Source organism: Chryseobacterium sp. MEBOG06 (genome assembly GCF_021869765.1).
Classification (GTDB): Bacteria; Bacteroidota; Bacteroidia; order Flavobacteriales; family Weeksellaceae; genus Chryseobacterium.
The window spans coordinates 718,187-740,093 of record NZ_CP084580.1 but is presented as its reverse complement, the minus strand read 5'-3'; the positions used below and the strand labels follow the sequence as shown (position 1 = coordinate 740,093).

20 protein-coding genes are annotated in these 21,907 nt (G+C 36.7%); 19 read left to right on the top strand and 1 reads right to left on the bottom strand.

Annotated elements, in window-relative coordinates:
- Positions 1 to 13 precede the first annotated feature (13 nt).
- The 19 genes from LF887_RS03370 to LF887_RS03280 all read left to right on the top strand — a co-directional run bounded on the left by LF887_RS03370 (position 14) and on the right by LF887_RS03280 (position 20,709).
- On the top strand, positions 14 to 1,147 hold the full coding sequence (locus LF887_RS03370; protein ID WP_236857410.1) for a GTP cyclohydrolase: 1,134 nt from the start codon (positions 14 to 16) through the stop codon (positions 1,145 to 1,147).
- Positions 1,148 to 1,220: 73 nt separating this feature from the next.
- Positions 1,221 to 1,397, top strand: a complete 177-nt coding sequence (locus LF887_RS03365) for a hypothetical protein (protein ID WP_236857409.1) — start codon at positions 1,221 to 1,223, stop codon at positions 1,395 to 1,397.
- A 121-nt stretch (positions 1,398 to 1,518) separates the two neighbouring features.
- On the top strand, positions 1,519 to 1,890 hold the full coding sequence (locus LF887_RS03360) for an NADH-quinone oxidoreductase subunit A (RefSeq protein WP_236857408.1): 372 nt from the start codon (positions 1,519 to 1,521) through the stop codon (positions 1,888 to 1,890).
- A gap of 81 nt (positions 1,891 to 1,971) precedes the next feature.
- Entirely contained in the window at positions 1,972 to 2,532 is a 561-nt protein-coding gene (locus LF887_RS03355; protein ID WP_002983540.1) for an NADH-quinone oxidoreductase subunit B, read from the top strand.
- 6 nt (positions 2,533 to 2,538) lie between these two features.
- Complete coding sequence (locus tag LF887_RS03350; RefSeq protein ID WP_236857407.1) at positions 2,539 to 3,033, top strand: NADH-quinone oxidoreductase subunit C; 495 nt, start codon at positions 2,539 to 2,541, stop codon at positions 3,031 to 3,033.
- A 75-nt stretch (positions 3,034 to 3,108) separates the two neighbouring features.
- Complete coding sequence (gene nuoD / locus LF887_RS03345; protein WP_106917368.1) at positions 3,109 to 4,332, top strand: NADH dehydrogenase (quinone) subunit D; 1,224 nt, start codon at positions 3,109 to 3,111, stop codon at positions 4,330 to 4,332.
- Positions 4,333 to 4,435: 103 nt separating this feature from the next.
- The gene (gene nuoE / locus LF887_RS03340) at positions 4,436 to 4,945 is read left to right on the top strand and encodes a complex I 24 kDa subunit family protein (RefSeq protein ID WP_047377758.1); all 510 of its coding nucleotides are present in this window, start codon (positions 4,436 to 4,438) and stop codon (positions 4,943 to 4,945) included.
- Positions 4,946 to 5,049: 104 nt separating this feature from the next.
- Positions 5,050 to 6,408 (top strand): NADH-quinone oxidoreductase subunit NuoF, encoded by a 1,359-nt coding sequence (nuoF, locus tag LF887_RS03335; protein WP_236857406.1) that lies wholly within the window; start codon positions 5,050 to 5,052, stop codon positions 6,406 to 6,408.
- On the top strand, positions 6,409 to 7,284 hold the full coding sequence (locus LF887_RS03330) for a hypothetical protein (RefSeq protein ID WP_236857405.1): 876 nt from the start codon (positions 6,409 to 6,411) through the stop codon (positions 7,282 to 7,284).
- Between the two features lie 41 nt (positions 7,285 to 7,325).
- Positions 7,326 to 8,324 carry a 2Fe-2S iron-sulfur cluster-binding protein gene (locus LF887_RS03325; RefSeq protein ID WP_236857404.1) on the top strand — a complete coding sequence of 333 codons (999 nt, stop codon included), beginning with the start codon at positions 7,326 to 7,328 and terminating at the stop codon, positions 8,322 to 8,324.
- Positions 8,325 to 8,422: 98 nt separating this feature from the next.
- Complete coding sequence (nuoH, locus tag LF887_RS03320; protein WP_236857403.1) at positions 8,423 to 9,484, top strand: NADH-quinone oxidoreductase subunit NuoH; 1,062 nt, start codon at positions 8,423 to 8,425, stop codon at positions 9,482 to 9,484.
- A 152-nt stretch (positions 9,485 to 9,636) separates the two neighbouring features.
- Positions 9,637 to 10,194 carry a NuoI/complex I 23 kDa subunit family protein gene (locus LF887_RS03315; protein WP_236857402.1) on the top strand — a complete coding sequence of 186 codons (558 nt, stop codon included), beginning with the start codon at positions 9,637 to 9,639 and terminating at the stop codon, positions 10,192 to 10,194.
- The gene (locus tag LF887_RS03310) at positions 10,194 to 10,691 is read left to right on the top strand and encodes an NADH-quinone oxidoreductase subunit J (protein ID WP_236857401.1); all 498 of its coding nucleotides are present in this window, start codon (positions 10,194 to 10,196) and stop codon (positions 10,689 to 10,691) included. Before LF887_RS03315 ends, LF887_RS03310 begins: the two co-directional genes overlap by 1 nt.
- Before the next feature lie 4 nt (positions 10,692 to 10,695).
- Positions 10,696 to 11,025: an NADH-quinone oxidoreductase subunit NuoK gene (nuoK, locus tag LF887_RS03305; protein ID WP_002983557.1), complete on the top strand. Its 330-nt coding sequence runs from the start codon at positions 10,696 to 10,698 to the stop codon at positions 11,023 to 11,025.
- A gap of 2 nt (positions 11,026 to 11,027) precedes the next feature.
- Positions 11,028 to 12,941, top strand: coding sequence for an NADH-quinone oxidoreductase subunit L (gene nuoL, locus LF887_RS03300; RefSeq protein WP_236857400.1), 1,914 nt, complete (start codon positions 11,028 to 11,030; stop codon positions 12,939 to 12,941).
- A gap of 2 nt (positions 12,942 to 12,943) precedes the next feature.
- A complete protein-coding gene (locus tag LF887_RS03295; RefSeq protein ID WP_236857399.1) occupies positions 12,944 to 14,437 on the top strand; it encodes a NuoM family protein in 1,494 nt (497 codons plus the stop codon).
- 161 nt (positions 14,438 to 14,598) lie between these two features.
- Complete coding sequence (locus LF887_RS03290; RefSeq protein WP_236857398.1) at positions 14,599 to 15,978, top strand: NADH-quinone oxidoreductase subunit N; 1,380 nt, start codon at positions 14,599 to 14,601, stop codon at positions 15,976 to 15,978.
- Between the two features lie 201 nt (positions 15,979 to 16,179).
- The gene (locus LF887_RS03285) at positions 16,180 to 18,240 is read left to right on the top strand and encodes a S41 family peptidase (RefSeq protein ID WP_236857397.1); all 2,061 of its coding nucleotides are present in this window, start codon (positions 16,180 to 16,182) and stop codon (positions 18,238 to 18,240) included.
- A 150-nt stretch (positions 18,241 to 18,390) separates the two neighbouring features.
- Positions 18,391 to 20,709, top strand: a complete 2,319-nt coding sequence (locus LF887_RS03280; protein WP_236857396.1) for a GAF domain-containing protein — start codon at positions 18,391 to 18,393, stop codon at positions 20,707 to 20,709.
- A gap of 15 nt (positions 20,710 to 20,724) precedes the next feature.
- Here the strand turns inward: LF887_RS03280 and LF887_RS03275 are convergent, their stop codons facing one another.
- Positions 20,725 to 21,894: a Pycsar system effector family protein gene (locus LF887_RS03275; RefSeq protein WP_236857395.1), complete on the bottom strand. Its 1,170-nt coding sequence runs from the start codon at positions 21,892 to 21,894 to the stop codon at positions 20,725 to 20,727.
- Positions 21,895 to 21,907: the final 13 nt, after the last annotated feature.

Sequence of the window (21,907 nt, the reverse complement as noted above, 5' to 3'; positions counted from 1 at the left end):
TCGCACAAAAATCATGTCTACAGTTTCAATTATTGAAGTGAAAACTCCCAGCCAGCTAAAGCAATTTGTAAGATTTCCTATGGATTTATACAAAAATAATCCGTACTATGTCCCATCCTTTATAAAAGACGAAATTAAAATTTGGGACCCAAAAGAAAATCCTGCCCTGCAATACTCAGAATCCAAACAGTTTCTAGCTGTAAAAAACAGTAAGGTGGCCGGAAGAATTGCTGTGATTATTAATCATAAAGAAGAAAAAGAATTAGGTATTAAAAAAGTACGCTTTGGCTGGATAGACTTTATTGATGATACTGAAGTTTCCAAGGCATTAATACAAACAGCCATTGATTACGCTAAAGAACACCGCATTAATACGATAGAAGGACCAATGGGATTCACCAATCTTGATAAAGCAGGAATGCTTACCATGGGCTTCGATAAACTGGCGACCATGATTGGAATCTACAACCATCCATATTATCCTAAACATCTTGAAAACCTTGGCATGACCAAAGAAAAAGAATGGGTAGAATATGAGATGAACTTCCCTAAAATACTTCCTGAAAAAGTAGAAAAATTCAGTGGCTTGATCGCTCAGAAATACAAACTTAAAGTTCTCCGATTCAAGTCAAAAGAAGAAATCCTTCCTTATGTAGAACCTATGTTTAAACTATTGGATGAAACCTATAAGCATCTTTCTACTTACACCCCAATCTCAGAAGAACAGATAAAAACATATAAAGAAAAATACTTCCCTTTCATTGACAAAAATTATGTAATCTGTGTGGTAGATGAAAATGAGCAATTGGTTTCTTTTGCCATTACAATGCCCTCTTATTCCAAAGCTTTACAAAAATCGAAAGGAAAATTATTTCCATTTGGATGGTGGCACTTTTTACAAGCCGGAAAGAAAAATGACCGTGCCAACTTTTATCTTATCGGAATTCATCCTGAATATCAGAGACGTGGTGTAACTGCCATTATTTTCAAGGAAATTTTTGTACGGTTTACAAGTATGGGAATTAATTTCGCTGAAACTAATCCTGAATTAGAAGAAAACAAAAGTGTTCAGCTTCTTTGGCAAGATTATAATCCTGTGAATCATAAAAGAAGAAGAACATATTCTATGATGATCAATAATGAATAGCCCAGTGGCTGCCTTACTGTCAGCTACTCCATTTAACGGTCACTCGTACCTAACTATCCCCTTACCTATCCCTATGAAACCACAACTTATCATCTTTACCGTTTTAATTGCCGGGTTTATTATTTACAACCTGTTTTTTCAGTTACAGGATGACAGAATGAATACCATTATCAATATTGCTTTAGCCAGTATTCTTTTTGGATATATCTCATTTATGGCCTATTCTCTGCTTAAGAAAATGAAGAAATAAATGTTATTTTTATTGATTCTAAATTATCGGTTTTCTCCATTTTCATCCGACTTTTAAGCTGATAAATTTCATGCTTTCTTGTTTATTCGCTAAATTTGCAAATTGAGATAATAATGCAAAAATGAATTTACCTGAAAGTTATATTCCAATCCTTATCCAGGCAGGGGTAGCAGTGGGATTTGTCGCTGTTTCTTTGCTTGGTGCACATTTCTTAGGTCCACAACAGAAGAAAGGAGATTCTGTGAAAAACCAGAGTTGGGAATGTGGGGTTCCTAGTGAGGGAAATGCAAGAACACCATTTTCTATTAAATATTTCCTGACTGCGGTATTGTTCGTACTATTCGATATTGAAATCGTATTTTTTTATCCATATGCGGTAAACTTCAGAGAATTCGGTATGGAGGGATTCCTGGCTGTACTTACATTCGTTGCGATCTTCTTCGTAGCGTTTTTCTATGTTTGGAAACGTGGCGCGTTAGATTGGGATAAATAAAGTAAAATTATGAATTGTGAATGATAGATTTTGAATGATAATAATTCAGAATTTATAATTCAAAATCTAAAATCAAAGAAAATGTCAGATAAAAAACCAGTAATAAGAACAGATGCACCTGCTCCCGAAGGCTATGAAGGAGAAGGGTTTTTCGCAACAAAACTGAGCAGTGTGATCGGGATGGCAAGAAAGTTTTCACTTTGGCCATTACCATTTGCAACCTCTTGTTGTGGTATCGAGTTTATGGCTACCCTGAACCCGACCTATGATGCTTCAAGATTTGGTATGGAAAGAAACTCTTTCTCTCCAAGACAAGCAGACATGCTGATGGTTTGTGGAACTATATCAAAGAAATTAGGACCAGTCCTGAAAGAAGTGTACACTCAGATGGCTGAGCCAAAATGGGTAGTAGCAGTTGGGGCTTGTGCTTCAAGTGGTGGTATTTTTGATACCTACTCTGTTCTTCAGGGCATAGATAAAATTATTCCTGTAGATGTATATGTTCCAGGATGTCCTCCAAGACCAGAACAAATTATTGAAGGGGTAATGCAGGTACAGGCTCTTGCGGAAAGCGAAAGCATCAGAAGAAGAGATATGCCTGAATATCAGAAATTACTAGATTCTTACAACATAAGCAACTAAACGGAAATGACAAACGAATTTGTATTAGAAGCAATTACCAGAGAATTTCCGGAATCTGTTATTTCAAGCTCAGAACCTTATGGAATGCTGACCATTGAAGTGAAAAAAGAAGATATTAAGAAAATCATTCACTATCTTAAAGATTCATCATTGGAAATCAATTTCCTTACTGATATCTGTGGAATTCATTATCCTGAATTTCCGGAAAAGGAAATAGGTGTTGTCTATCACTTGCATAATATGATGATCAATTTCAGATTACGCCTGAAAATCTTTATGTCCAGAGAAAACATTGAAGTAGATTCTCTTGTTGAGCTATATGCTGGTGCTAACTGGATGGAAAGAGAAACATATGATTTCTATGGGATTAAATTTAAAGGACATCCGGATCTCAGACCTATTTTGAATATGGAAGATCTTGGATACCACCCAATGTTGAAAGAATATCGCCTTGAAGATGGTACCAGAACCGACAAAGACGATAACATGTTCGGAAGATAAAAAATAATGCAATAAGCAATAAGCAGTAAGCAGTAAGCTTAAAGCCTAGAGCCTATAGCCTAAAGCATTTAAATTATGAAAGATAACTCATTATCTAATATACTAAACCAGTACGAAAGTAAGGAACAGATTGACGGGCAGCTATATACCCTGAATTTAGGACCTACCCACCCTGCTACTCACGGGATTTTCCAGAATATCTTAACGATGGACGGAGAAAGAATCCTTCACGCTGAACAAACGGTGGGATATATCCACAGAGCATTTGAGAAAATTTCTGAAAGAAGAAACTATTCTCAGATTACTACACTTACTGACCGTATGAACTACTGTTCTGCACCAATCAATAACTTAGGTTGGCATATGACAGTAGAGAAGCTGATTGGCGTTAAAGTTCCAAAGCGTGTAGACTATATGCGTGTTATATTGATGGAGCTTGCCAGAATTGGTGACCACCTGATCTGTAACGGGGTAACCGGAATGGACTCAGGAGCAATTACAGGTCTTACTTATATGTTCATCGAAAGAGAACGTATTTATGATATGTATGAGCAGATCTGCGGAGCAAGGATGACCACCAATATGGGAAGAATTGGAGGATTTGAAAGAGACTTCACCCCAAAATTCCATGAGTTATTACAAGATTTCTTAAAAACATTCCCTGCAAGATTTAAAGAGTTCGGTACTCTATTAGAACGAAACAGAATCTTTATGGACAGAACCATCGGTACAGGAGCTATTTCTGCCGAAAGAGCACTAAGCTACGGTTTCACAGGTCCCAACCTACGTGCAGCAGGTGTAGATTACGATGTAAGAGTGGCAGAGCCCTATTCATCATACGAAGATTTCGACTTTATTATTCCTGTAGGAACTTCAGGAGATACGTACGACCGTTTCATGGTTCGTCAACAAGAAATCTGGGAATCTCTTAAAATTATCAAACAAGCCTACGAAAACCTTCCTGAAGGACCATTCCACGCGGATGTTCCTGATTTTTATCTTCCTGAAAAGGCGGATGTATATCAGAAGATGGAAGCACTAATCTACCATTTCAAAATTGTAATGGGAGAAACTGATGTACCGAAAGGAGAAGTGTACCACGCTGTAGAAGGTGGAAACGGAGAATTAGGTTTCTATCTTGTCAGTGACGGAGGAAGAAGCCCTTACAGACTTCACTTCAGAAGACCATGTTTCATCTACTATCAGGCATACCCTGAAATGATTACAGGTTCTGTAATTTCAGATGCCATTGTAACGATGTGTAGTATGAATATTATTGCGGGAGAATTAGACGCATAACAATTGTAAAAAGTACAATGTAGGATGTACAATGTACTTGAAAATATAAATAGTTAATAAATACTTTGTACTTTGTACAATGTACATTTTACAACAAAATAAAATGAGCGAAACAATAGCTTTTAAACCGGAAAGTTTAGCACAGGTACACAAAATTATCGCAAGATATCCTGAAGGAAGACAAAAGTCCGCCCTTCTTCCTGTACTTCACTTAGCACAGAAAGAATTCGGAGGATGGTTAGATGTTCCTGTAATGGATTATGTTGCAGAACTATTAAGTATCCAACCGATTGAGGTATATGAAGTGGCTACTTTCTATACGATGTTTAATATGAAGCCGGTGGGTAAATATGTTTTGGAAGTTTGCAGAACAGGACCTTGTATGGTTTGTGGAAGCGAAAAAATCCTAGACCATATCAGAACCAAACTGAACATTAAGGATGGAGAAACTACTGAAGACGGGATGTTCACATTAAAGCCAGCTGAGTGTCTTGGAGCGTGTGGATATGCACCAATGTTGCAGCTAGGTAAATTCTTCCATGAAAATTTAACGATAGAAAAAGTAGACGAAATCCTTGAACTTTGCAGACAGGGACAACTTGCTTTAGACTAATAATGGTTTAGAATCCTGGATTTTTGGATTTCAAATCAGTTAATTTTTAAAATAAATACAAAAAAGCTAAAAGCATAAGCCAATAGCTAAAAGCATAATAAACAATGAGTAAAAAACTTTTACTTAAAGACGCACATATAGAAGGTATCCGTTACTTTGAAACTTACCGTAAACAGGGAGGTTACACTGCAGCTGAAAAAGCCTTGAAGATGACCCCTGACCAAATTCTTGAAGAAGTAAAAGCTTCAGGATTAAGAGGACGTGGTGGAGCTGGATTCCCAACCGGAATGAAATGGAGCTTTTTGGCAAAACCTGAAGGCGTTCCAAGACACCTTGTTGTGAATGCCGATGAATCTGAGCCTGGAACATTCAAAGACAGATATCTGATGGAATTTCTTCCTCATGTACTGATTGAAGGAATGCTGATCTCATCTTACTGCTTAGGTTCAAATGTTTCTTACATCTACATTCGTGGAGAATATTCATGGATTCCTGATATCTTGGAAGAAGCTATTGAAGAAGCAAAAGCTGCAGGATTTTTAGGTAAAAACATCATGGGAACAGGTTTCGATTGCGAAATTTATGTTCAAAGAGGAGGTGGAGCCTATATCTGTGGTGAAGAAACCGCATTGCTTGAATCTCTTGAAGGAAAAAGAGGTAACCCAAGATTAAAACCACCATTCCCGGCTGTAAAAGGTCTTTGGGAGAGACCAACGGTGGTAAACAATGTTGAGTCTATTGCAGCTATTGTCCCAATCATTGATATTACAGGTGCTGAATATGCTAAAATTGGCGTTGGAAGATCTACAGGAACGAAATTAATTTCTGCTTGTGGAAATATCAATAAACCAGGTGTATATGAAATAGATATGACCATCACTGTAGAAGAATTTATTTATTCTGATGAATATTGCGGTGGTATTAAAGACGGAAAAAAATTAAAGGCTTGTATTCCTGGAGGAAGTTCTGTTCCTATTGTTCCTGCTAACTTATTGCTGAGAACGGTGAACGGAGAGCCAAGATATATGAACTATGAATCATTGGCAGATGGTGGTTTTGCTACCGGAACTATGATGGGTTCAGGAGGATTCATCGTTTTAGATGAAGACCAGTGCATCGTAGAACATACAATGACTTTAGCAAGATTCTATAATCACGAAAGCTGTGGGCAGTGTACGCCTTGCCGTGAAGGTACAGGATGGATGTACAAGATTTTAAAGAAAATTGAGAAAGGAGAAGGTAAAATGGAAGATATCGATCTACTTTGGGATATCCAGAGAAAAATCGAAGGAAATACGATCTGTCCATTAGGTGATGCAGCAGCCTGGCCTGTTGCAGCAGCCATTCGTCACTTCAGAGATGAGTTTGAGTGGCATATAAAAAACCCTGAGTTATCTCAGACACAAAATTATGGACTGGCACATTATGCTGATCCTATTCCTGCTGTTGAAAACAATGCATAGATGAAAAAGTTATTGGTTGTCGGCTTAATGATGTCGAATTTTGTATTTGCCCAAAAGGCTAAAGATACATTAGTAGTAAGAGAGTTTGATGGTTCTACCGGCCCTGTTCGTAAACAGAAGCCAGCACCGTTAAGCAAGAAAGGTCAGATGTTCGTTTTTTATGGCTGGAACAGAGCTGCTTATAGTAATTCTGACATCCATTTTAGTGGAAACGGATATGATTTTCAATTGAATAATGTAACAGCACAAGACAGACCTACAAAATTTGGAATCGTTTATTTTGATCCAAGTTGGTTTACCGTAACGCAGTATAATTTCAGAATAGGATATTTTATTAAAGATAATTTAGCACTTGTTTTAGGGATTGACCACATGAAATATGTGATGGATCAAAATCAAACCGTTAACTTTAAAGGACATATCTCAGATCCTGAATACGCAGCAATGGTACAAAACGGACAGGTAAACCTGGCAGACGAGAAGTTCCTTACTTTTGAACATACAGACGGATTGAATTATGAAAATTTAGGTCTTGAGAAATACAAAAACCTTATTCATAAGAAAAATATAGATTTAGTATGGTCTTACGGAGCCGGTATTGGGTTCATGTTTCCGAAAAGTAATGTAAAACTTTTTGGTAACGAAAGAAGCGACCGTTTTCACGTTGCAGGTATGGGAACCGATATCAGATCCAGTCTTAACTTAGTTTTCTGGAAAAACTGGATGCTTAGAGTAGAAGGAAAAGCCGGGTATATCAATATGTGGGATATTAAAACCACATTAAATAACAAACCTGATAAAGCACGTCAGGATTTTGTCTTCGGACAAGTTCTAGCAGGAATTGGATATACATTTAACACAAAGAAATATAAATAACAAAGCCTATTGCTGAACGCATAAAGCTTAAAGCATACAATATGAGCGAAGAAGTTAAAAAATTCAAAATAACTATAGACGGACAGACTACTGAAGTTTTGCCTGGTACTTCTATTTTGGAAGCTGCAAGACAGATCGGGGGTAAATCTGTACCTCCCGCTATGTGCTACTACAGCAAATTAGAGACCAGTGGAGGGAGATGTAGAACTTGTTTAGTTGAAGTTTCTAAAGGATCTGAAGCTGATCCACGTCCTATGCCAAAATTAGTAGCAAGCTGCAGAACTAATGTAATGGACGGCATGGAGGTAAAAAACCTTACGTCTGAGAAAGCTCAGGATGGAAGAAAAGCGGTTACTGAATTCTTATTGGTCAATCACCCGCTAGACTGCCCTATCTGTGATCAGGCAGGAGAATGCCACCTTCAGGACTTAGGCTATGAGCATGGGGTGGAAAGTACAAGAACAGAATTCGAAAGAAATACTTACGAAGCTGATGATCTTGGACCGAACATCAAATTAAACATGAACCGTTGTATTCTTTGTGCAAGATGTGTGCTTACAGCTAATCAGCTTACAGAAACAAGAGAACACGGTATTCTTTTCAGAGGAGATCATGCTGAAATTTCAACCTATTTAAATAAAGCTTTAGACAATGATTACATCGGAAATATTATCGATGTGTGTCCTGTAGGAGCATTAACAGACAGAACAGCTCGTTTTGCAAGCAGAGTTTGGTTTACAAAACCAATGAACGCTTCTTGTAAGTGTGATAAGTGTTCCGGAAAAGCGGTTGTTTGGATGAAAGGTGATGAAATTGTAAGAGTAACAGCAAGAAAAGATCAATGGGGTGAAGTAGAAGAATTCATCTGTGATACCTGCCGTTTCGAAAGAAAAGCATTATCAGACTGGAATATTGAAGGTCCTAGACATATCGACAGACACTCTGTAATTTCATTGAATCACTACGAAAAGCCTAAGGACGAGCTAAGAGTTTTAGACAACCCAATGGCTAAGGAAATCAGTGAAAAAGACGAAAAATAATTTTAATTAAAGACAATTAGATTTCAGACACTAGACAACAGACCTTATCTTATCTCTAGTCTCTGACATCTCACATCTAAAAATCTTTACAATAAAAAATGGATTTACTTACATTTAAACTTATACTTGTATTAGCACTTTTCTTGCTATCGTTAACGATCGCAGCCTACTCTACCTGGGCAGAAAGAAAAGTTGCCTCAATCATGCAGGATAGAATTGGTCCTAACAGAGCCGGACCTTTCGGATTATTGCAACCTCTTGCTGATGGTGGAAAGTTTTTCTTTAAAGAAGACTTTACCCCTGCCAATGCTGAAAAATTCCTTTTCGTATTGGGACCAGCTTTAGTAATGTTTATTTCATTAATCACAGGGGCGGTTATTCCTTGGGGTAAAAGTTTAAATATTGCAGGTACTTCTTTTGATCTTCAGGTTGCCAACATTGACGTTGGAGTACTTTTCATCATCGGAATGGCTTCAATTGGTGTTTACGGAATCATGATCGGAGGTTGGGCTTCCAACAACAAATATTCATTATTAGGTGCTATCCGTGCTTCTTCTCAGATGATTTCTTACGAACTGGCAATGGGATTGGCACTTCTTTCAATCATCATGATGTCGGGAAGTCTGGATCTAAAAGTAATTACTGAAAGTCAGACTTCAGGAAAACTTTGGGGATTAATTCATATTGATGGTATGAACTGGAACATTTTCTACCAGCCAATCGCCTTCCTTGTTTTCTTTGTAGCAGCCTTAGCAGAAACCAACAGACACCCTTTCGATTTACCTGAATGTGAATCTGAATTGGTAACAGGATATTCTACAGAATACTCTTCTATGAAGTTAGGATTATATATGTTCGGAGAATATGTGAACATGTTTATCTCTAATGCATTCATGGTGGTTCTTTTCTTCGGAGGGTACAACTATCCTGGTATAGAATGGGTAACTCAGCACTGGGGTGAAAACACTGCAGGAATTTTGAGTATTGTAGCATTCCTTACCAAGACAGTAATTGGAATTTTGATCTTCATGTGGATCAGATGGACACTTCCAAGATTCAGATATGATCAATTAATGCATTTGGGATGGAAAACGTTGATTCCAATGGCATTAGTAAATCTATTAGTTACAGGAGCTGTAATTTTAGCATTTGCAAACTAGGAAAATTTGAAAATGAGCTGATTTGAAAATTTGATAATGAAATCAAAGCTTTATCTTTAGCGTGTCATATTCAATCATCAATATTAAATAATTAAGATAACAGACAAGATTAGTCTAAGATCTAATGTCTAACATCTAATATCTATAATTAAATGAAACTTACAAACAGATCAAAAGTTGTTTCCAATAAAGAGATGACCCTTGCTGAAAAAATCTACCTTCCTGCCATTTTTACAGGGATGGGGATTACCTTTAAGCATGCTGTAAGAACCGTGATAAAGGGTGCTCCCGCAGTATATTCGTATCCGGAAGTACAGAAACCTAGAGCTACTATCTGGAGAGGCCAGCACGTTTTAAAAAGAGACGAAGAAGGCAGAGAAAGATGTACAGCTTGTGGACTTTGTGCGGTAGCTTGTCCTGCAGAAGCCATCACGATGACTGCTGCTGAAAGAACCAAAGAGGAAAAAGGTCTTTACAGAGAAGAAAAATATGCTTCAGTATATGAAATTAATATGCTGAGATGTATCTTCTGTGGAATGTGTGAGGAAGCTTGTCCTAAATCTGCCATCTATCTTACAGACAGATTGGTGGATGTAGAAACCAACAGAGGTTCTTTTATCTATGGAAAAGATAAATTAGTTGAAAAAATAAATGAAAGGATTGACATTACGACAAGACAATCCGAGAAACAAAAAAATGCGGTAAAATAATGGATCAGTTTTTATTTTTCTTGGTGGCGTTTTTAGCAGTTGCAAGTGCTGTTTATTTTGTATTTGCAAAAAATCCTTTATATGCTATTTTGTCATTGATTGTTACGATGTTTTCAATTGCCGGAATGTACATCCTTCTGAATGCACAGTTCTTAGCAATTATCCAGATTATAGTGTACGCAGGTGCCATTATGGTACTTTTCCTTTACATCTTAATGATGCTTAACCTTAATAAAGGAGACGAAAGTAAGAAGAACAATACTTTAAAGTTTGTTGGGGTTTTTACAGCAGGTATTCTTCTAGTAGGTGTGCTAGGTGTATTCAGAGGCGTAAGAGACAACCACATTGTTGTTGAAAATGTAGACAGAGGGGTTGGTCTTACTAAAAATCTGGGTAGACTTTTATTCAATGAATATGTTTTACCGTTTGAGCTTGCTTCCATCCTAATTTTGGCAGGTATCGTAGGCGCGGTATTAATCGGTAAAAAAGATTTATAAAATTATGGGAGAAGTAAATACATTTATACAAAGCATCCCTTTGGACTACTTCATCATTCTTTCATCAGTTTTGTTCTGTTTGGGAGTGATGGGAGTATTGCTTAGAAAAAATGCTATTGTGATTCTGGGCTGTGTAGAGCTTATGCTGAATTCTGTAAACCTTTTGTTGGCAGCTTTCTCAGCATATAAAGGCAACGGCGACGGACAACTTTTAGTTTTCTTCATTATGGTGGTGGCTGCTGCTGAAGTAGCAGTAGGTCTGGCAATTATTGCTATGCTATATAGAAATACCCGTTCTGTAGATGTAAGTATATTTAATAAATTAAGAGGATAAGAATGGAGAATCTAGTATATGCAATAGTACTTTTACCACTTTTAGGGTTTCTTATTAACGGTTTATTTGGAAAAAATCTTCCAAAAATACTGGTTGGTTCTTTGGCCACTGCAGCAGTATTCGGATCTTTCTGTATCGCTGTAAGTCTTTTCATGAATTTCAATTCTGAAAGCCAGCCTGTAATCGTAAAAGCTTTTGAATGGTTTAGAGTAAATGGAGTACAAATTAATTTTGGATTCCAGATTGATCAGCTTTCATTAATGATGGTAATGATCATCACGGGTATTGGATCATTGATCCACCTATACTCTATCGGATATATGAGTCATGACAAAGGATTCTATAAGTTTTTTACTTATCTGAATCTTTTCATCTTCTCGATGTTACTTTTAGTGATGGGAAGCAACTACCTTATCTTATTCATTGGATGGGAGGGAGTAGGTCTTTGTTCTTACCTGTTGATCGGATTCTGGTATACCAACGAAGAATACGGTAAAGCAGCAAGAAAAGCTTTCATCATGAACAGAATTGGTGACCTTGCTTTGTTGATCGGCATCTTTATGATCGCCTCTCAGACAAACGCTGTAGATTATCTTTCTGTAGCAGAAAATGCTTCAAAATTTGAATTAGACGGAACAGTGATTATCTTTATCACAGCGAGTTTATTCATCGGTGCTACCGGTAAATCTGCTCAGGTTCCACTATATACATGGTTACCAGACGCGATGGCGGGACCAACTCCGGTATCAGCATTGATCCACGCAGCAACCATGGTAACTGCAGGGATCTATTTGGTAGTAAGATCAAATTTCTTATTTACTTTGGCCCCTACAGTACAGGGAGGGATTTTATTCATCGGATTCCTAACGGCAGCTTTAGCAGGATTCTATGCACTACGTCAAAACGATATCAAAAAAGTATTGGCCTACTCTACCGTTTCACAACTTGGATTTATGTTCATCGCTTTAGGTCTTGGAGCGTATACAACAGCAATGTTCCACGTAATGACGCATGCATTCTTCAAAGCTTTATTATTCTTAGGTGCCGGTTCTGTAATCCACGCAATGAGCAACGAACAGGATATGCGTTTCATGGGAGGTCTTAAAAAATATATTCCTCTTACCCACGCGACATTCCTTATCGGAACATTAGCAATATCAGGTTTCCCTTTGCTATCAGGGATGATTTCTAAAGACGAAATTTTAGTGGCAGCTTTCGCTAAGAATCCTATTTACTGGGTTATCTTATTCATATTAGCAGCAATCACTGCTACGTATATGTTCAGACTATACTATCTGACTTTCCACGGGGAATTCAGAGGTACAGAAGAACAAAAACATCATTTACATGAAAGTCCGTCAAATATGACAATACCATTGATCGTATTGGCTGTTCTTTCTGTAATCGGAGGTTTTATCAACCTGCCGCACTTCATCGGGCACGGGCACTATGCTAAGCTGATGGAATGGTTAAAGCCTGTTCTTACGGAACAAAGCTACAGCCAGATGGAAGCGACACTTTCAGGAGTGCCTTTCAATACTGAAATGATCTTATTGGCAGCTACAGTACTTATGTTCTTCTCCGTATGGTTTATCGTTAGAAATACCTATGTGAAAAAGAAAAAGATGGCTGTTGCAGAAGAAAACTACACCGGATGGGAAAAGCTTTCTGCTAAGAAATTATACGTTGACGAACTTTACAACGCATTGATTGTAAAAACTGTTGAAGGATTAGGACGCGGAGGAAAGATGTTTGATAAGGGAATCTTAGACCGTTTTGTAACCTTTGTAGGGGATGGTGCTGAAGACAGCGGAAAAGCTATGAAGCGTGTTCAAAACGGAAATGTAGAGACGTATATTCTTATCATGTCTTTAGCTGTGGGAATTATATTAATTGTTAACTTTTTATTACAATAATAATGTCTTGTTTATTATTAACATTATTACTTTTACCTCTAGTAGGTTCGGGATTAGTTTTTGCATGGAAGAGTAATTCCAGCAAATATTTGGCACTGGGAATTGCATTGGTCCAAATGCTTCTTACATTTTATATACTTTCGGATTTCGATTTTACTCCGACCGTAGATAGTGTATTGCAGCATGAAATCAATTATCCCTGGTCACAATTTATGAAGAGCTCTCTTCACTTCGGTATCGATGGGATGAGTATGCTTCTTTTATTGCTGACCAACATTTTGGTGCCAATCATCATTTTATCTTCTTTCAATGAAAGTGTAAACTACAGAAATACATTCTACGGTTTGATTCTGCTCATGCAGTTCGGTCTTGTAGGAGTATTCACGTCTTTAGACGGATTGTTGTTCTACATTTTCTGGGAAGTAACATTGATTCCAATTTGGTTTATCGCCGGACTTTGGGGACAAGAAAATAAAAGGTTTGAATTCACTACGAAATTCTTCGTATATACATTCGTTGGATCTTTATTTATGTTAGCCGGATTGATCTATGTGTACAACCACTCTGCATCATTCGCTTTAACAGATCTATATAATGCACAACTGAATGAAGTACAGCAGACTGTGGTATTTTGGTTTATTTTCTTTGCATTTGCAGTGAAATTACCGGTATTCCCTTTCCATACCTGGCAGCCTGATACCTATACCTACTCTCCTACTCAGGGATCGATGTTGTTATCCGGTATTATGCTTAAAATGGCAGTTTATGGTCTAATGCGTTATTTACTTCCAATTACTCCACTTCCTATTGCAGGAATTTCCGGACAGATTGTGATCATCCTTGCTATTGTTGGAATTGTCCACGGAGCACTGATTGCGATCATCCAGACGGATATGAAAAGAATTATTGCTTATTCTTCATTCTCTCACGTAGGATTGATGGTGGCAGGGATCTTTGCTTCAGCAGTAGTTACTCTAAGAGGAACATTCAATGTGGAAGGTGCTGAAGGAGCATTAGTACAGACTTTCGCTCACGGTATCAACGTAGTGGGATTATTCTACTGTTGTGATATTTTATACAAGAGATTTAAATCAAGAGATATCAGACAAATGGGTGGGTTAGCAAAGGTGGCCCCTAAATTTGCAGTATTGTTCTTGATCATCATATTAGGTTCAATGGGAGTTCCATTAACCAATGGATTCATCGGAGAATTCATTCTATTGAAATCAGTGTATGATTTTAACGGAACAGCAGCAGTAATTGCTGGTCTTACGGTAATTCTTTGTGCAGTGTACTTACTGAGATTCTACGGAAAAGCAATGTTTGGAGAAGGAGATGCAGCCGTTCTAAGTACAGCAAAAGACTTATCGGGTGTAGAATTTTCTGTATTGGCAAGTTTAGCGGTATTTGTGATCTTATTGGGTATTTACCCACAACCGGTAATCGACATGGTGGGTAGTTCAGTGAAGTTTATCTACACCGCAATGGCTAATTAAGAATTAAAAGATTTAAAAATTAAAAATTTAAGAGATTAGAAGAGAAAAAGAATAAAGAGAAAAAACAAAGACTTTAAGGAAATGGTTTACCATCATCGCAAGCTTTCAGTTTTCAACTTTAAAACTTTCAATTTTAAAATCTCACATCTCAAATCTATATTATGAGTGTTTTAATTATTGTTTTCCTAACGGCAGTTATTGCGTTATTTTCAGGAGTTTTTGAACAGGGAAAATTCGCAAGATACATTGGAATTTTAGGATTAATCATCGCATTGTACGTAAGTTTTATGCCTGAGTGTTCATTCTTTGATCATTACAAGCATATGTATGAATACAGTGCCAATGCTGCATTATTCACTAAAATATCAATTGTAACAACATTATTGTTATTCTTTCTGGGAGGTTTCGCATTCAGCAATCACAGAAGCCACCAGTCAGAATTATATGCATTGATGCTATTTGCATTATGTGGTGGGATCACCCTTTTCGGATATCAGAACCTGGTAACATTATTCCTGGGAGTTGAAATCCTTTCTATCCCATTATATGTAATGGCAGGTGCCAACAAAACTGATTTAAGATCAAACGAAGCTTCGATCAAATATTTCTTAATGGGTGCATTCGCAACAGGTTTCTTACTGTTTGGTATTGCGTTCATCTATGGAAGTACCGGAAGCTTTGATCTCTATAAAATTCATGACTTTGGAGTTGCAAATGCTTCTAATGTAATGTTTATCTTAGGAGTATTATTGATCCTTTGTGCATTAGCTTTCAAGGTAGCTTTAGCACCGTTCCATATGTGGAGCCCTGATGTATATGCAGGTTCTCCTTCATTGATCACTGCTTTTATGGCGAGTGTAGTAAAAATCTCCGGATTCTTTGCACTGTTCAGATTAATGACAATTGGTTTTGCAGGAGTTACTCATGAATGGATTAATGTTTTAGGAGTATTCTTAATCATTACATTGCTTTTGGCAAACGTTATGGGGCTTGCTCAGACCAATGCAAAAAGAATGTTGGCTTACTCTTCAGTTTCTCACGCTGGATATATCGGATTGGTATTCTTCGGAATGACAAGCCTTTCTACTTATAACTTAGCATTTTATTTATTTGCTTATTCTTTATCTACAGTAGGAGTTTTCATGTGCCTTATCTGGGTAGAAAAATTAAAGAGAGAAACTTCTTTTGGAGCTTTCAAAGGATTGGCAAAAACTGAACCTTTATTGGCAACAGTAGCAGCAATCTCTATGCTTTCAATGGCAGGAGTTCCGCTGACAGCTGGTTTCATGGGGAAATTTGCTTTATTCTCCCAAGCCATGAACGGTGCAGCTTTCTTAGTATTGGTAGCCGTTTTAGGTTCTGCCTTATCAATAGCTTACTATTTAAGATTAATTATTGCAATGTTCTTCTTTAAAGAATCAACATTCAAATCATCAGAGAAAGTTACTCTTACTTACAATATCGTTGCAGTAATTGTAATTGCTTTGATTATCATCCTGGGGATCTTCCCGGATCTGTTTGCAAGAATGTTCGGACTATAAAATCTGAATTCCAATATATAAAAAGACACAACTTTCCAGTTGTGTCTTTTTTATTATAAATAGTTGATGTATTCATGTACCTCTGGATAATATAAAAAAACAAAAACCTATATTTGAAAAAACAAACCAAATAACCCCTGTATAAATTGGACATTCTAATTGATGTTAAATTTATACATCCATCCTCTTTTTTTTATTACCATGAAAAAGCTTTTTCTCATCATTACATTTGCTTTAATATCGGTCAGCTGCAATTCTCAGCACAGTAAAGATTATAACTTAGGATTTGAATCAAAAACAAATAATCATAAATTACCAGACGGATGGTTTGCCTGGGGAAATAATATTGTAAAAACAGATTCGCGACTATTTCATTCCGGGGAAAAATCTGCGGTGATTGAATCTGATACAGCAGATCACTTGGGTGGTATTGCTTATATTATGATTAATACATTTCAGGGAGAAAATGTAACTCTGGAAGGATATGTTAAAACAGAAGGAGTAAAAAATAACGCAGGACTTTTTATCAGTCTTCAAGAAAATGAAGAAGTTCACCTTGAATCGAAAGATGTAAAAGCTGAATATATCCGCGGAACTACAGACTGGAAAAAATACACCATCACCCTGCCACTAACAAAAAAATCAGGTAAAATTTTGATTGGAGGCTTCCTCAAGGGAAAAGGAAAAGTATTGCTTGATACTTTTAAAATTTACATTGACGGAAAAAACATTGAAAAGATCTTTCAAACCGCTCAGGAACTTTATCAATCTCCTGATGAATTTTTCCTTGATTCCCGATTCAGGATAGATCGTCTGAATAACCGGCAGATTGATAATCTTTATCAGTTAGGGAAAATCTGGGGCTATCTGAAATATCACAGTCCGGAAGCTGCAAAAGGAAATATTAACTGGGATTATGAGCTATTCCGTTTTCTTCCCAATATCCATTCAAAAAATTTTGACAGCCTTTTATACAGTTGGAGCAGATCCTTCAGCGGAGGTGTCAATGCAGGCAGTAAAGAAAATTATTATATAGATTTTGTTCCAGATGCAGGGAACCCGATCTTTAAAAATGAAGAATCTTACAACCGTATGCAATGGGATGATGATGGGATGAAGCTGCTTGCTCTTTTCCGTTACTGGAACAGTATCAATTATTTTTTTCCATATAAGGACATTATAGGAAAAGATTGGGACAGTGTTTTAAAAGAATATATCCCAAAATTGGTTCAGACCAAAGATGAACTAACCTATAAACTGGCCTTATTACAACTTATAAAAGAGATTAATGATTCGCACGCTTTTAATTCCGATTTCAGGAGTACTCTTGAGGAATTTTATGGAACCAATACGGCACCTTTGGGGGCTAGATTCATTGATGACCAGCTTGTTGTCACTTACATTGATAACCAAAAAAAGACTTCTGCTCTTATGGTTGGAGATATCATTACAGAAGTTGATCACAAAAAAGTCGGCGACCTTCTGACAGAAAAATCCAAATATGAAGCGGCATCCAACAGACCTGCCCTGCTCCGGAATATGAGCGCCAAAATAGTACGCACCAACGACAACAAGATTACTCTTACGATTAAAAAAACTAACGGGAAAGTTGAAACCACCACTGTAGAAACAGTTCCATATGAAACATTTACTGTAAGAAAGAACATCCCTGCTCACAAAGAGATAGATCATAATATCGGCTATATTTACCCTGAAGTTATCAGGAAAGACGAAATTCATACTGTCATGAAAAAATTTATGAATAAAAAAGGAATTATTATAGATCTACGATGTTACCCCAAAGAATTTTCGACCTTTATTATTTCTGATTATTTCTTTCCCGATTCCAAAGAATTTGCACAGTTTAAGGCCACATCCTTACAGCATCCGGGAAAATTTCAGATAAGCGAAAACTCAAAAATTGGCAAAAGAAATAGCAATTATTACAAAGGTAAGTTGGCTATTTTAGTGGATGAAACTACACAAAGTGCATCAGAATTTATCGTTATGGCATTGCGTACCGCTCCGAAATCTGCAGTTATCGGCTCTCAGACAGCAGGTGCGGACGGAGATTTGTCATATATACAACTTCCGGGTGGCATGGGTACTTATATAAGTGGATTGGGAGTCTATTATCCTAATGGAAAAGGAACCCAAAGAACGGGTATTGCTATTGATCTTCAAGCTAAACAGACTCTACAATCCATAAGAAATGGAGAAGATCCTCTTATCCAAAAAGCCATAGAATTTATTAATCGCTAATACTGGCATCACTCTTTCCAAAAAACAACAACAAATTTCAATATAAGCCATATTATAATTCAAGAGATATCTAAATAATATACAATAAAATCAAATTTCCGCCTTATCAATATTCTCCTTTTTTCATAACTTTACTATAAATTTCAGCTCTTGGCCAATCTTTATAAAAAAGACTCTCCTTTTCAGGTTTATATATCGTTCAACAAATATTTGGATGTGCTGGAGCATATCCGATATAATGACCGCCTGGAATATAGGGTGAACTACGCCGAGTCTCTGATTGACAGTACCCGAAACTTCAAAGAGCTTAAAGAAGGATTTCAGGATATCAAGCTTCTGGAAAAAAATGAAGACCTCATCAGAGTACTTCTTGCTGATCTATTTCCTACAGGACTCACCAAAAATGAAATAAAAGCGGCAAGTATTCCCCTTTCCAATATTACGTTCAACTATACCGAAAGATTTAAAGATATTCTTAAAGATGCAGGAAAAGACTTTGAAATAGAGCTTAGAAATATTACAGACAATGAATTTTATGTTTTCTGCTGCTGTCTGATTCTTCAGAGCTACTTCAAGAAAGATATCAAAAGTACGATACCCTTTTATTATGATATCCCAAATAAACTGGGGATCATGAAGCATTATAAAATTACGGTAAACTCAGATTTTACTGAAATTTTCCCCACCGAAGATGCAAAAATTCCATCAGATGAAATTCTGGATATGCTTTTGGAAAATCTGGATGATTTTAAACTCTGGAAAAAATATTTTCCTTCTCAATCCTGGATTCTGAAAGGGTTTACAATTATTTCACTGGTAGACTGTACTTCTGAAGTGGCATTGTCTGATCTTAAATCAAGTATGATAGAGATCGATCCTGAAAATTTAAATCCCAATGAAGACCTGACCGAAATTTTCAAATCTTACTTTGATGTTTCACAGCTCAACTTTGGGCTTATGACTTTCAATAAGAAAGAGCAGAAACTTGACAAACTTCCAATTTATGAAAGCCTTCTTACCAATCATATTCTTGATTTCTGGATCAATACTTTTGATGAAGAGACCCGTAAAACGACTTTCAATAATTTAAGCCACAATTCAAAATCAATTGTCGTTTCCAATGTCAATAATCTGGATGAGAATGTAAGAAATCTTCCTTCCTTCAGTATTTTAAAGGATAATAACATCAATAGCTTTATGGTCATTCCCATCATGAAGGATAATGAGCTGCTTGCCATTATGGAGTTTACATCTCCTATTGTAGGCAGTTTCAATGGGTTAAAACTCAAAAAAATGGAGTTCTTCACCGATATGATTCTTTTCTCTCTCAGTAGATTTTACTTTGAGAAAAATTACCAGATTGAAGCCATTATACAGCGGGAATATACCACCATCCATGACAGTGTTGTATGGAAATTCAGAAATGAAGCTGAGAAATATTTCACAGCATCTCTTGCAAGAAAAATACATACTTTAAAGCAGATAACCTTTAAAAACCTTACTCCGTTATTTGGAGTTTCAGATATCCGTTCCTCATCAGAGAAGCGTTTTAATCTTATGCTTAAAGATCTCAATCAGCAGATTGATTCACTTAGTGCTATTTTAAAGCTTACCAACTCTGATTTTGAAAAATTTCAGCTGGCACTGGATATTTTTCAAAATGAGCTGAACAATGAGATTAAGGCTGATACAGAACAGCGTTTTCAAAGATTACTGCGGGAGGAAGTTCATCCCTTCTTACAGGGAAAACTGGAAGTAAGAACCTCCAGAGAAATAAAAGCAAAAATTAAAGACTATTTCTCACAGATTCTGCCTCAGACTGCTCTGTTTTACAGCCACAGAAAAAATCTGGACGATTCTATCACCCTTCTTAACAGGAAGTTTGCTGATATGCTTGATGAAAGCCAGATCAAGGCCCAGGAGATTTTCCCTCATTATTACGAACGGTTTAAGTCTGATGGTGTTGAGCATAACCTTTACATTGGGCAGTCCATTGCTCCGGATATGCATTACACTTCAAAAGTAGTGCACAAATTGAGATACTGGCAGCTGAAAACCATCTGCAAAATGGAACAGGAATTTCAGTCTTTCAAACTTGATCTGCCGGTTCAGATGGAGATTGCCTCGCTGATCTTTGTATACAATGAAAAAATAGATATCCGCTTCAGAATGGATGAAAAGCGCTTCGATGTAGACGGCGCTTATAATTCTTATTATGAAATCATAAAAAAACGTCTCGACAAAGCACATATCAAGGATTCCTCAGAACGGATCACCGCTCCTGGAAAAATTACCATTGTCTATTTCGGAATGGAGAACCAGAAAGAATACCTGGATTATATTTCCAAACTGCAGAAAAAAGATATTCTGCAGCATAATGTTGAGTTCTTAAAGGTCGAAGACCTACAGGGAATTACAGGATTGCTGGCACTGAGAGTTTCAATCAGCCAAAATACCATGGATAATTAATCTGAGCCTGTCTATTTAAAGACTCAGAAACGCAACCCCGAAAGACAGTACAGAAATAATAATTCCTGCCATAAAGATCTTATACGTAATTGATAAAAGCTTATATTTTCTCTCAAGAACCTTTCCAAGATAGTATAAGTCCTTCACCATAGAATCGTAAATATAATCTCTGTCTTTGATCAGATCCTTCATGGCATTGTGATAATCTTCAAACAGCATCTGCTGAAAATTTCCAAAGAATAATAAGTTTACTTTTCTGTTCACAATATCCTGTGCGGTAAACGTTGTTTTAGTCACATTCGGCTTTGTAGACAGGATTGCAAATATAATTGTAAGTACACTTGAAAGTAAAAGTATAAAACTTGGGAGGATAAGATGTGAGTTTTTCGGGGCATCTAATTTGGGAACCAGTACAGAAAGACAAACCGAAATAATAATCGCATTTACAGATAACAGGATATTTGCTTTGCTGTCCGCAATATCACTAAGCCTTGTATGATTATTAAGGGTTACTCTGAAAAGCGTATCTACACTTCTATCTGATTTTTCTTTATCTTTTTTTCCTTCAGAATTATCTTTTTTCTCTTCTTCCTTTTCTTTACCAAGTTTCTTTTCAATCTTCTTGATATTTTTCTTTTTTAAAGGCTCCCAGTTTTCCTTGGCATAGTCGGTATAAAAGGTATGCTTATTTTTCAGCATATCAAGATTACCGGCATTCCACTCATCATTAGAAAAGCATCTGAAATTGGTCAATTCCCACTCTTTTCTTAAAGCATCGGAAATATCATTATAATCGTGTCCGGCAAAATGACTGAAATCTGCATCTTTTACAATTTTTTCAAGTAAAGTCTGAGGTACATACGTAATTTTTGTTGCCAGGATCAGCTTTTCAACATCTGCAATATAGCTTTCAGGATAGTTTTCACTCTGCAAAAAGTCCCTCATCACCTCTACACTCCTCTCTTCGTGATTCTGAGCACATTCTATATAACCTGTATCATGAAACCATAATGCTACAAGTACCTTCTCCTGATCCTCTTCCGAAACAGGAGTATTTTTCATGATTTCCTCTGCCTTATTAACAGTATAGGCAGTATGGATAAAATTATGATAAAAATATACCGAAGATAACTTATCTTTGAATAAGATTTCAACATAATTTTTAGCTTTGTGTAGAATGCTCATTCCTGAATTTTTG